Source organism: Rhodococcus sp. PvR099 (genome assembly GCF_017833315.1).
In the GTDB taxonomy this organism is placed as follows: Bacteria; Actinomycetota; Actinomycetes; order Mycobacteriales; family Mycobacteriaceae; genus Rhodococcus_G; species Rhodococcus_G oryzae.
Genome location: NZ_JAFIBV010000001.1, coordinates 1,910,197 through 1,922,984, shown reverse-complemented (window position 1 = coordinate 1,922,984; position 12,788 = coordinate 1,910,197). Strand labels below are relative to the sequence as shown.

Here is a 12,788-nt window from a genome sequence, read left to right as displayed (position 1 = left end):
GTGCCGAAACAGACTACTTCACGGCGTCCTCGGTCGGCGCGAGCAGCGTCATGAGCAGGTCCAGCTGCTGCTCGCGTGAGGCGACGCCGAGCGTGTGACCGACCATCCGCTCCTGTGAGGCGCGCATGAAACAGCCGCTGACAAGCGTGTAGGCGACCGTCTCCGGATCGACGTCGGCGCGCACGACGCCGAGGCGCTGCTGCTGCTCGAGGTAGGCGCCCAACATCGTGATCCCGCGATGCGGGCCGAGGTCGTTGTCCCGCATGTGTGTGCCGAGCGCCTCGCGCAGGTCGGCGTCCGACTGCGCCGCGGTGAGCACATCCACGGCCGGGTCCAGGAACGCCTCGACCGCAGCCATGAACCCGGCCAGGGTGCCGCGCAGGTCGGGCCCGGCGAACCCCCGCTGATTGAGGTCGGCCAGCGGGCGCAGGCCCCGCTCGAACACCGCCAGCAGCAGGCCGAAGCGGTCCGTGAAGTGGTAGTAGATGCTGCCCTCGGACACCCCGGCCCGTCTCGCGACCTCGCGGGTGGTCAGCTTCGCGACGCCGCGTTCGCGCAGTACAGCAAGGGTCGCGGACAGGATCTCCTCGCGGCCGCCGGAGGGTGGCCTGCCGCGGCGCGGGGCGGGTGCGGTGGTCATGGTGAGCCGAGCCTACCGGGCGCGAAAAGATTATTGAGCCAACACTCAGAAATGATGTTATTTTTGAGTGCACACTCAGGAAAGGGGTGGGTCATGGCTCGGAAATGGTGGACCCTGATTGCCGTATGCACAGGGGTGTTCATGCTCTTGCTCGACGTGACGATCGTGAACGTCGCGCTGCCCGACATTCAGCGCGAGTTCGGCGCCTCGCTCACCGATCTGCAGTGGGTGATCGACGCGTACGCGCTCACCCTCGCGGCCTTCCTGCTCACCGCGGGAACGATCGCGGACAAGTACGGCAGGCGGCTGGTCTTCGCCGTCGGCCTCGTCGTGTTCACCGTCGGTTCGCTGCTGTGCGGGGTGGCCAACTCGCTGGTGCTGCTGTCCGTCTCGCGGGCGGTTCAGGGCGTGGGCGGCGCGATCATGTTCGCGACGTCCCTCGCGTTGCTGGCGGGCGCGTTCGCGCCGCGCGAGCGGGGCGTCGCCTTCGGCGTGTTCGGCGCCGTCACCGGTGTGGCGGTGGCGGTGGGCCCGGTGCTCGGCGGAGCTCTCACGAGCGGGCTGTCGTGGCGGTGGATCTTCTTCGTCAACCTCCCGATCGGGATCGCCGCGCTGGCGGTGACGCTGCTGCGGGTCGACGAGTCGCGGGCGCCGACAGCGCACCGGGTGGACTGGGCGGGCTGCGTGACGTTCAGCGCCGCGCTGGGCGCGCTGGTGTTCGGGCTGATCCGCAGCCACGTCGACGGCTGGGGGTCGGTCACGGTGGCCGGTTCGCTGGTGGCGTCCGTGGTCCTCCTCGTGGCCTTCGTCGTCGTCGAAAAGACCTCGGCCGCTCCGATGTTGGACCTCAGCCTGCTGCGGGTGCCGACCTTCGGCGGCGGCTTGATCGCCGCGTGGGCCATCTCCGCCTCGTTGTTCTCGCTGCTGACCTACCTGGTCATCTTCCTGCAGGGCATCCAGGGCTACTCGGCCGTCGAGACCGGGCTGCGGTTCCTGCCGTTGACCCTTGCGATCTTCGTGACCGCGGGAGTGGCAGGCCGGCTCAGCGACGTGGTCCCGGTGCGCTGGTTGATCGGCCCCGGGTTCGTCTTGGTCGCGGCCGGGCTCTGGCTGATGCGCGATGTCGACCCGGCGGCCAGTTGGACCCAGTTCGTCCCGGGCTTCCTCGTCGCCGGGGCGGGCGCCGGGCTCATCAACCCGCCGCTCGCCTCGACCGCGGTCGGGGTCGTCGAGCAGGACCGCGCGGGCATGGCCTCGGGCATCAACTCGACCTTCCGGCAGGTCGGCATCGCGACCGGCGTCGCCGCCCTCGGCAGCCTGCTGGCCTCGCGGATGGACGACTCGGTACGAGCGGCCCTGTCGGAGGGTCCGCTCGCGGGCCGGGCAGGGGAGTTCGCGGACGCGGTCAGCAGCGGCAGTACCGCGTCGGCGATCGGTTCGCTGCCGCCCGAACTCCGTGGGCTCGCGGCGCAGGCCGCGGGTACCGGATATGCGGAGGCGCTCGACAGCATCCTGCTGATCGGTTCGGTTACCGCGGCGCTGGCGGCGATCGCGACGCTGCTGCTCATCCGGTCCCGCGACTTCGTCGAGGCGTCGGGGGAGCTGGAGTCGAGCGAGCAGGAGGCCGCAATTCCGGTCTGAGGGCTGCTGTCACGTGGTGTGGTTCCGGCGGTGTCGCGCGTCGGGGCCACGCCCCGTTTGGTAGAGCTGACGGCATGCGAACTCTCAAGGTCACCGACAACGCGCTTCACCTGACTCTTTCGACGCTGGAGAAGAATCGGTGCGCTCCACGGCGACGTCGAGGTCCCGTTGAGTTCGATCCTCGCCGTCGACGTGTGTCCGGACGGGCTGTCGGCACCGCGCGGGATGCGTGCGCCGGGGTTGGGGGTGCCAGGATGGCGCAAACTCGGCACCTGGCGATCGCGGGGGCGCCGCGAGTTCGTCGATGTGCGCAGGGGGCAGCCGGCGGTGCGGGTCGAACTCGCGGGTCAGTCGTTCGCCGCGCTCTTGGTCGGAGTCGACGATCCGCAGGCTCTCGCGCGGCGACTCGGCGGGCTGTCGGGGTAGTCGGAACCGTGCGCGCTTTTCACCCCCACCGGGGTGCAACTCGCGCACGGGCGGCGGAGCCGCTGATAACGAGTTGGTAACGATCAATATGAGGGGTTCCTCAGGTTTCGCGTCGGGTCGTTTTCGGTCCGGCCAGCGCGTTCTCTCCTTACCCGCGAGTCACTTGTGAAGCCGATTTGTGACCTGCGTCACGCCTACTACCTGGTAGAACGCTTGTCCAGGTCGCAAACGTGAGGAAATCCTCACCATTCTGTGCGAGCCTGATCGCGTCCCCGAAGATCCGTCCGTGGCCTGCCGATGGCCGCGTGTGGCCCGAGATCTCGGTGGGCATCGACCAGGAGAGGACAGTCAATCGTGACGATCGACGAGAGCACGCCGGTGGGTAAGGGAAGCGGCACCGGAGGGTCGCGGATTTCTGCGCGCGCCGGGTCTCCGAAGTCCGCGCTGCGCGATCGGCTCGTGGCCGGTGAGCCGTACGCGCTCGCGTTCGGCGGCCAGGGCGCGGCATGGCTGGCCCCGCTCGAGGAGTTGATCCGCGACAACGGCCTCGAACCCGACATGACCGACCTCGTCAACGAGGCGGCGGCCCTCCTCGCGCCCGTCGCGCAGGACCTGCTCGTGGTCCGGCCCGCTGGCTTCGACCCCATCGGCTGGATCCTCGAGCAGGACGTCGTGGATGAGGATGTCACCCCGGCCGGTCCCTCCGCCGCGGCGCTCACCTCCGCCTCGGTGTCTCTGCCCGGCGTCTTCCTCGCGCAGCTCGCCGCTCTGCGGTCGCTGCGCCTGCAGGGCCTCGACCCCGCCCAGCACGCGCCGGTCGCCGTGATCGGCCACTCGCAGGGCATGCTCGGCGTGCAGGCCGTTGCCGACGGCGGCGCCACCGACGGCTCCCTCCTGGCCATCGCGCAGCTGATCGGCGCGGCCGCGGTCCTGGTCGGCCGCCGTCGCGGCGTCATCGGCGGCGCCGAGCGCGCCCCCATGCTCGCCATCTCCGATGTGGACCCGGATCGCATCCAGGCCATCGTGGACGAGGTCGCCGCGGGCGTCGACGCCGAGCGCGCCGCAGTGATGGCCATCCGCAACGGCCGTCGCCGCGTCGTGGTCTCCGGCACCCCAGCGCAGCTGGCCCGCGTCCAGCGGCGAGCCGAGCAGATCGCCGAGGACGAGGCGCGCGAGCGCGACGCCAAGAAGCGCGGCGGCGCCGTGTTCTCGCCGGTCTTCGAGCCGCTCGCGGTGGAGATCGGCTTCCACCACCCGGCGCTCGCGGATGCCGTTGACACGGTCGGTGCCTGGGCCGTCCGTTGCGGACTCGACCCCGAGCTCGCCAGCAAGCTGGCCGGCCTCTGCCTCGTCGACCCCGTCGACTGGGTCGCGGCCGTGGACTCGGTGGTGGACGCGGGCGCGGCCTGGGTCCTCGACCTCGGCCCTGGCGACCTGCTCACCCGCATGACGGCCGGTTCGCTGCGCGGGCACGGCGTCGGCATCGTCGCGGCTTCCACGCGCGTGGGCCAGCGCCACCTCATCACCCCGGGCGCGGCGCCCGAGGTGGCGAAGGCCTGGAGCGAGTTCAAGCCGACCCTGGTGTCGCTGCCCGACGGCAAGGTCGGCGTCGAGACCGCGTTCACCCGGCTGACCGGGCGCTCACCGATCCTGCTCGCAGGCATGACCCCGACCACCGTCGACGCGAAGATCGTCGCCGCGGCGGCCAACGCCGGCCACTGGGCCGAGCTGGCCGGCGGCGGCCAGGTCACCGAGAAGATCTTCACCGACCGGGTCGCCGAGCTGCAGACCCTGCTCGAGCCGGGCCGCGCGGTCCAGTTCAACTCGCTGTTCCTGGACCCGTACCTGTGGAAGCTCCAGCTCGGCGGCAAGCGGCTGGTGCAGCGGGCGCGCTCCGCGGGCGCCCCGATCGACGGCGTCATCGTCACGGCAGGCATCCCCGAGCTGGACGAGGCCGTCGCACTGATCGAGGAGCTGTCCGAGGTCGGCATCGGCCACGTCGCGTTCAAGCCCGGCACGGTCGCCCAGATCCGCTCGGTCATCCGGATCGCCAACGAGGTCCCCGACTTCCCGGTGATCGTGCACATCGAGGGCGGCAAGGCAGGCGGACACCACTCCTGGGAGGACCTCGACGACCTGCTCGTCACCACCTACGCCGAGCTGCGTGCCCGGCCGAACCTGGTGATCTGCGTCGGCGGCGGCATCGGCACCCCGGAGCGGGCCGCCGACTACCTGACCGGACGCTGGTCCACCGAGGCCGGCTACCCGGCGATGCCGGTCGACGGCATCCTCGTGGGCACCGCCGCCATGGCGACGCTCGAGGCCACCACCGCCCCCGACGTGAAGCAGCTGCTGGTGGACACCCCCGGCACCCCCGACTGGGTCGGGGCGGGCACCGCGACCGGCGGCATGGCCTCCGGCCGCAGCCAGCTCGGCGCCGACATCCACGAGATCGACAACGCCGCCTCGCGCACCGGCCGCCTGCTCGACGAGGTCGCCGGTGACGCCGACGCCGTCGCCCAGCGCCGCGACGAGATCATCGCCGCGCTCGACATCACGGCCAAGCCGTACTTCGGCGACGTCGCCACCATGACCTACGAGCGCTGGCTGCGCCGCTACCTGGAGCTGGCCGTCGGGATCGACTCGGCCAAGACGTTCGACTGCGGCACCGACTGGGCGGAGGCGTACGCCGACGCGACCGAGTCGGTCTGGCTCGACGGCACCTGGCGCGACCGCTTCGCCGAGATGCTGCGCCGCGCCGAGGCCCGGCTGCACCGCAACGACCGCGGCCCGATCCGGACCCTGTTCAACGACGAGCTGGTCCTCGAGCGCCCCGAGGCCGCGCTGTGCGCCCTCAAGGCCGCCTACCCGGACGCGGGATCGGTCGTGCTGCACCCGGCCGACGTGCCGTTCTTCACCGCCCTGTGCAAGACCCCGGGCAAGCCGGTCAACTTCGTGCCGGTCATCGACAAGGACGTCCGCCGCTGGTGGCGTTCGGATTCCCTGTGGCAGGCACACGACCCGCGCTACACCGCCGACCAGGTGTGCATCATCCCGGGCACCGTTGCCGTCGCCGGTATCACCGAGGTGGACGAGCCCGTCGGCGACCTGCTCGACCGCTTCGAGCGGGCCACCACCGATGAGCTGCTGGCCGCGGGTGCCGCGCCGACCGCCGTCGCGAGCCGCAGGCACGCGGCCACGGCCCGCGGTCTGCTCGGTGTCGTGCTGTCCGCGCCCGACGTTCTGTGGGCCTCGCGCCTGACCCGCAACCCCGTGCACCGTCTCGGCGACCTCGCCGACTGGACGGTCGACGGCGACAGCGCCACCCACGCCCGGACCGGCGCCATCCTGAACGCGGTGGACGCCGAGCACGCCGAGCTGACCGTTCCGCTGCTCGCCGACCGCGCCGTGCGGATCCGGATCACCGTGCCCGCCTCGACCCGTGACGGCGGCGCCCCGGTGGTGACCGCGGCGGACGCCGAGGCCGCCATGTCGGCGCTGCTCGGGGTCGCGGCAGGCCAGGACCTGCCCGCCGTCAAGAACGGTGCGGCGCGCGTCAACCTCGCCTGGGTGCCCGACCGGGTCGCCGACCACGCGGGCGTCACCGGCGCCGGGTTGCCCGAGTCGCTCGCCATCGGCACCAGCGCGGTGCCGGACGTCGTCGTCGGTGCCTGCTGGCCCGCCGTGTTCGCGGTGCTCGGCGCCGCCACCACGGCAGAGGGCGCGCACGTCATCGAGGGCATGCTCGACCTGGTCCACCTCGACCACGCCGTTGACCTCGTCGGGGCGATCCCGACCGAGACCAGCGTGCTCACCGTGAAGGCCGAGTCCGTCGCCGTCGTCGACACCGACATGGGTCGCGTCGTCGAGGTGCACGTCGAGGTGGGGGCCATGCGCGAGCACGGCACCGCCGCGCCGACCTTCGCAAAGCTGGTGGAGCGCTTCGCGATCCGCGGCCGCACCGGTGCCGGCGAGCTGGCCGACCCGGCCAGGGCAGGCGGCTCGCTGACCGATGCGGTCACCGACACCCCGCGCCGTCGTCGCCGCCAGGCCACGATCGTCGCGCCGCGGCACATGGGCGCCTTCGCGGGCGTCTCGGGCGATCACAACCCGATCCACACCTCCGACGCGGCCGCGCTGCTCGCCGGGCTCGGCAGCCCGATCGTGCACGGCATGTGGCTCTCCGCCGCCGCCCAGCAGGTCGTCACCGCCATCGATCCGTCGGCGGTCGTGCCGCCGCGCAGGCTGACCGCGTGGACCGCCCGCTTCCTCGGCATGGTCCGACCCGGCGCCGAGATCGACGTCCGCGTCGACCGCATCGCCTACGACGGCGGCGCCGAGGTCATCGAGGTCGGCTGCCGGGTGGACGGCGACCTGGTGATGGTCGCCTCCGGCCGCACCGCCGCGCCGAAGACCGTGTACGCCTTCCCCGGCCAGGGCATCCAGCGCCCCGGCATGGGCCTCGACGCCCGCGCCCGGTCCAAGGCCGCGCGGGAGATCTGGGACCGCGCCGACAAGCACACCCGCGAGGCGCTCGGCTTCTCGATCCTGGCCGTGGTCCGCGACAACCCGACCGTCCTCAAGGCGCGCGGGGTCACCCACAAGCACCCCGACGGCGTGCTGCACCTGACCCAGTTCACCCAGGTCGCGATGGCCGTGCTGGGCGTCGCCCAGGTGGCGGAGCTGCGCGAGTCCGGCGCCTTCGTGGAGGACTCGCTGCTGGCCGGCCACTCCGTCGGCGAGTACAACGCGCTCGCGGCGGTCGCAGGCGTGCTGCCGCTCGAGGCAGTGCTCGAGGTCGTGTTCCAGCGCGGGTCCGCGATGCACGCCCTTGTGCCCCGCGACGAGGCGGGCCGCTCGAACTACCGCCTGGCCGCGATCCGGCCGTCGCAGATCGGCGTCGCCGACGAGGACCTCGCGGAGTTCGTGGCCGGCGTCGCCTCGGAGACCGGTGAGTTCCTCGAGATCGTGAACCTGAACCTGCGTGGCTCGCAGTACGCGATCGCGGGCACCGTTGCCGGTCTGGACGCGCTCGAGGTCGAGATCGACACCCGCCGTGAGGCTTTCGGTGGCAAGCGGGCCTACATCCAGATCCCCGGCATCGACGTGCCGTTCCACTCCACCGTGCTGCGCGGCGGCGTGGACGACTTCCGCGAACGGCTGCTCGCGCTGCTGCCGCAGGAGATCGATCCCGCGATCCTGATCGGGCGGTACATCCCGAACCTGGTGCCGAAGCCCTTCTCGCTCGAGCGTGAGTTCGTGCAGGAGATCGCCGACCTGGTGCCCTCGGAGCAGCTGGCCGCGGTGCTCGCCGACTTCGACGCGCACGCCGCCGACCCGTCCGCACTGACCCGCGTGGTGCTCGCCGAGCTGCTGGCCTGGCAGTTCGCCAGCCCGGTCCGGTGGATCGAGACGCAGGACCTGCTCTTCGGCGACGAGGCCGACGGCGGCCTCGGGGTCGAGCGCTTCGTCGAGATCGGTCTCGGCGCGGTGCCCACCGTGGCGAACCTGGCCTCGCAGACCCTCAAGCTGCCCGGTCGTTTCGGCAACCCGGTCGAGGTGCTCAACATCGAGCGCGAGGCGGGCATCGTCTTCTCGACCGACACCGACCCGGCGCCCGTCGAGGACGACGAGCCCGAGGCCCCCGTGGCCGAGACCGCAGCGCCCGCAGCCGCGGCCGCGCCCGCACCCGTCGCCGCCCCGGCGGCGGCCACCGGCGGCCCGCGCCCCGACGACATCGCGTTCTCGGCCTCGGACGCCACCGCCGTGCTCATCGGGCTGTGGACCAAGCTGCGTCCCGACCAGATCGGCCCCGTCGACACCATCGAGGCGCTCTGCGACGGTGTGTCCTCGCGCCGCAACCAGCTGCTCGTCGACCTCGGCGCGGAGCTGTCCCTCGGCGCCATCGACGGCGCGGCGGATGCCGACATGGGCTCGCTCGCGGTCACCGTCAACAAGCTGGCGCGCACCTACAAGCCGTTCGGCCCGGTGCTCACCGACTCGGTGAACGACCACCTGCGCAAGGTGTTCGGGCCCTCGGGCCGTCGCCCCGCCGCCATCGCGGAGCGGGTCGCGAAGGTGTGGGAGCTCGGATCCGGCTGGGCCAGCCACGTCACCGCCGAGGTGGCGCTCGGCACCCGTGACGGGTCGAGCGTTCGAGGCGGGGCGCTCGGCGGCCTGCACGAGGGCGCCCTCGCCGACGGCGCCGCGGTGGACGCGGTGATCGACGCCGCCGTCCAGTCCGTCGCCTCCCGTCGGGGCGTCGCCGTGTCGCTGCCCGCCACCGGTGGCGGGGCAGGCGGCACCGTGGACGCCGCCGCGCTCGGCGAGTTCACCGAGCACATCACCGGCCGCAACGGCGTGCTGGCCTCCGCGGCCCGGCTGGTGCTCGAGCAGCTCGGACTGTCCGACGAGGTCACCTCCGGCCCCGCCGACACCGACTCCGCGCTGGTGGACCTGGTGTCCACCGAGCTGGGCTCGGACTGGCCGCGTCTGGTCGCGCCGGCCTTCGACGCACGCAAGGCCGTCCTGATCGACGACCGGTGGGCGACCGCCCGCGAGGACCTGGCCCGGCTGTGGATCGGCGACCACGCGACCGTGGTCTCCGTGACCGAGGCGGACTTCACCGGCGCGGGCAGTGCCGTGGCCGCGCATGCGGACTGGTGGCGTCAGCGGGCCGAGGCCGAGGGCCGTGAGGAACTCGTCCAGGTCTACGCCGACATCGCCGCGGCGGCCGCCGTCACCGACGACGAGCCCGGCGTCTGGTCCGATCAGGTTGCCGTCGTGACAGGAGCAAGCAAGGGCTCCATCGCTGCCTCGGTCGCGGGTGGCCTGCTGCGCGGCGGCGCGACGGTCTTCGTGACCACCTCGCGCCTGGACTCCGAGCGGCTCGGCTTCTACCGGAAGCTGTACCGCGCCAACGCCCGTGCCGGCGCAGCCCTCTGGGTGGTGCCCGCCAACATGGCGTCCTACGCGGACGTCGACGCGCTGATCTCCTGGATCGGCGAGGAGCAGACGGAGACCGCAGGCGGAGCCAAGAAGCTGGTCAAGGAGGCCGTCACCCCGACGATGCTCTTCCCGTTCGCCGCGCCCCGGGTCGGCGGCGAGCTCTCCGACGCGGGGGCCCGCGCCGAGATGGAGATGCGGGTCCTGCTGTGGTCGGTCGAGCGGCTGATCGGCGGGCTGTCGAAGATCGGCTACGACCGCGACGTCGACACCCACCTGCACGTGGTGCTGCCGGGCTCCCCGAACCGGGGCCTGTTCGGTGGCGACGGTGCCTACGGCGAGTCGAAGGCCGCGCTCGACGCGGTGGTCATGCGGTGGAACGCGGAGCGGACCTGGGCCGAGCGGGTCACCCTCGTGCACGCGCTGATCGGCTGGGTGCGCGGCACCGGGCTGATGGGCGGCAACGACCCGATGGTCGAGGCCGTCGAGGCCAAGGGCGTGCGCACCTGGTCCACCGACGAGATGGCCGAGCAGTTGCTGGCGGCCTGCACGCAGGAGACCGTCACCGCGGCCGTCACCGCGCCGGTCCAGCTGGACCTGACCGGCGGCCTGGCGGAGGTCGACCTCGACCTGGTGGCCCTCGCCCGCGAGGCGGCCGACGCCGAGAAGGCGGCGGCCGACGAGCCCGAGGAGGACACGGCCGACACCGTCGACGCGCTGCCCGCGCCGCCGCGGATCGGGGACGCCCCGGCCGCGCCGTCGTGGCCCGAGTTGGACGTCGCCCCGTCCGACCTGGTGGTGATCGTCGGTGCCGGTGAGCTCGGACCCTACGGCTCGTCCCGCACCCGCTTCGAGATGGAGGTCGACGAGCAGCTCTCGGCGGCAGGCGTTCTCGAGCTGGCATGGAACACCGGTCTGGTCACCTGGGAGAGCGACCCGGTCGCGGGCTGGTACGACACCGAGACCGGTGAACTCGTGCCCGAGGCGGAGATCGCGGACCGTTACCACGACACCGTCGTCGAGCGGTGCGGCATCCGCACCTACGGGGACGAGGGCGCCATGGTCGACAACACGGCCCCGCTGCTCACCTCCGTGTTCCTCGACAAGGACCTCACGTTCGTGGTCGGCAGCGAGGCGGAGGCCAGGGCCTTCGTCGACTCCGATCCGGAGCACACGGTCGCGGCGGCCGTGCCGGACAGCGGCGACTGGCAGGTCACCCGCAGGGCCGGCACCGAGATCCGGGTGCCCCGCAAGGCGAAGTTGACCCGCACCGTCGGCGGCCAGATCCCCACCGGTTTCGACGTCACCAAGTGGGGCATCCCCGCGGACATGGCCGGATCGGTGGACCGGGTGGGCCTGTGGAACCTGGTCACCACGGTGGACGCGTTCCTCACCGGCGGCTTCACCCCCTCGGAGCTGCTGCGCTGGGTGCACCCCTCCGCGGTGGCGAACACCCAGGGCACCGGCATGGGCGGCATGACGTCCATGCGCTCGCTCTACATCGACACCCTGCTGGGCGAGTCCCGCGCGAACGACATCCTGCAGGAGGCCCTGCCGAACGTCATCGCGGCGCACGTGGTCCAGTCCTATGTCGGCGGCTACGGCGCGATGGTGCACCCGGTCGCGGCGTGCGCCACGGCGGCGGTCTCGGTCGAGGAGGGCGTCGACAAGATCCGCCTCGGCAAGGCGCAGCTGGTGGTCGCAGGCGGCTTCGACGACCTCGGCATCGAGGGCATCGTCGGCTTCGGCGACATGTCCGCGACGGCGAAGTCCGAGGACATGCTGGCCAAGGGGATCGACGAGCGTCGGTTCTCCCGCGCCAACGATCGTCGTCGCGGCGGCTTCGTCGAGTCCGCGGGCGGCGGCACCATCCTGCTGGCCAGGGGAGACCTGGCGCTGGAGATGGGACTGCCGGTGCTCGGTGTGGTGGCGTGGGCGGGCTCGTTCGCCGACGGCGTGCACACCTCGATCCCGGCCCCCGGAATCGGCGCGCTCGGTGCCGGACGCGGCGGCCAGGACTCGCAGCTGGCGCTCTCGCTCAACGCGCTCGGTGTCACCGCCGACGACATCTCCGTGGTGTCCAAGCACGACACCTCCACGGCCGCAAACGATCCGAATGAGGCCGAGCTGCACGAGCGGCTCGGGGCGGCGCTGGGTCGCAGCGCGGGGGCCCCGCTGTTCGTGGTCTCGCAGAAGAGCCTGACCGGGCACGCGAAGGGCGGCGCCGCGGCGTTCCAGCTGATCGGCCTGTGCCAGGTGCTCGCCAAGGGCGTCATCCCGCCGAACCGCAGCCTGGACTGCGTGGACGAGAAGATGACCGAGTTCTCGCACCTGGTCTGGCCGCGTGAACCGCTTCGCTTCGGCGAGCGGCTCCCGCTCCGGGCGGGCCTGCTGACCAGCCTCGGCTTCGGTCACGTGTCCGGCCTGATCGCGGTGGTGCACCCGCAGGCGTTCGTCGAGTCGATCCCGGCGGCCGCGCGTGCGGACTACCTGGCGAAGGCTCAGGAGCGCACGATCGCCGGGCAGCGTCGACTCGCGTCGGCGATGTGCGGGGGAGCGGACCTGTACGAGCGGCCCGCGGACCGTCGCTTCGGCGGGGATGCAGTGCCCGCGAAGGCGGCTCGTCAGCTCGAGGCGGACATGCTGCTGCACGAGCAGGCCCGGCTCGGCGCCGACGACGTCTACCGATCCGGATTGCCGGGGTGCCAGTGATGGCCATTCTGGGAATCGGATACGACCTGGTCACCGTCACCGAGTTCGCGGAGCAGATGAACCGTCCGGGAACGGCCATGCTGTCCAGCTTCCGGCCGGGGGAGCGCCGCTACGCGGAGTCCAAGAGCCCCGACCCGGCCCGCCACTACGCGGTGCGCTGGGCGGCGAAGGAGGCGGTGATCAAGGCATGGGCGTCGTCCCGGTTCGCCCGGCCGCCGTCAGTGGGTGACAACGCCTACGCGCAGATCGAGGTGGTCAACGACGCGTGGGGCAGGCCGAGCATCAAGCTGCACGACGAGGCCGCGGAGTTCCTGCCCGGCGCGATCATCCACCTGTCGCTGACCCACGACGGCGACATGGCGGGCGCCATGGTCGTCATCGAGGAGCCCGACCTGGTGGTGCCGGTCGCCGACTAGCGAACGGA

General features: G+C 72.2%; 5 protein-coding genes. 4 read left to right on the top strand and 1 reads right to left on the bottom strand.

Annotation, left to right across the window (positions count from 1 at the left end):
* Positions 1 to 13 precede the first annotated feature (13 nt).
* Positions 14 to 640 (bottom strand): TetR/AcrR family transcriptional regulator, encoded by a 627-nt coding sequence (locus JOE46_RS08785; RefSeq protein ID WP_097211500.1) that lies wholly within the window; start codon positions 638 to 640, stop codon positions 14 to 16.
* Between the two features lie 141 nt (positions 641 to 781).
* Between JOE46_RS08785 and JOE46_RS08780 the strand changes: the two genes are divergently transcribed.
* The 4 genes from JOE46_RS08780 to JOE46_RS08765 all read left to right on the top strand — a co-directional run bounded on the left by JOE46_RS08780 (position 782) and on the right by JOE46_RS08765 (position 12,780).
* A complete protein-coding gene (locus JOE46_RS08780; RefSeq protein WP_245220992.1) occupies positions 782 to 2,281 on the top strand; it encodes an MFS transporter in 1,500 nt (499 codons plus the stop codon).
* A 168-nt stretch (positions 2,282 to 2,449) separates the two neighbouring features.
* The gene (locus JOE46_RS08775) at positions 2,450 to 2,707 is read left to right on the top strand and encodes a hypothetical protein (RefSeq protein ID WP_245220991.1); all 258 of its coding nucleotides are present in this window, start codon (positions 2,450 to 2,452) and stop codon (positions 2,705 to 2,707) included.
* A gap of 354 nt (positions 2,708 to 3,061) precedes the next feature.
* Positions 3,062 to 12,364: a polyketide synthase gene (locus tag JOE46_RS08770; protein WP_307861261.1), complete on the top strand. Its 9,303-nt coding sequence runs from the start codon at positions 3,062 to 3,064 to the stop codon at positions 12,362 to 12,364.
* Positions 12,364 to 12,780: a holo-ACP synthase gene (locus JOE46_RS08765; protein ID WP_077042191.1), complete on the top strand. Its 417-nt coding sequence runs from the start codon at positions 12,364 to 12,366 to the stop codon at positions 12,778 to 12,780. Before JOE46_RS08770 ends, JOE46_RS08765 begins: the two co-directional genes overlap by 1 nt.
* The last annotated feature ends 8 nt before the right edge of the window (positions 12,781 to 12,788 follow it).

Bases quoted from the DNA above. Each gene is read 5' to 3' on its own strand.
- JOE46_RS08785 (WP_097211500.1), bottom strand. From the start codon at position 640: ATGACCACCGCACCCGCCCCGCGCCGCGGCAGGCCACCCTCCGGCGGC.
- JOE46_RS08765 (WP_077042191.1), top strand. From the start codon at position 12,364: ATGGCCATTCTGGGAATCGGATACGACCTGGTCACCGTCACCGAGTTC.
- JOE46_RS08780 (WP_245220992.1), top strand. From the start codon at position 782: ATGCTCTTGCTCGACGTGACGATCGTGAACGTCGCGCTGCCCGACATT.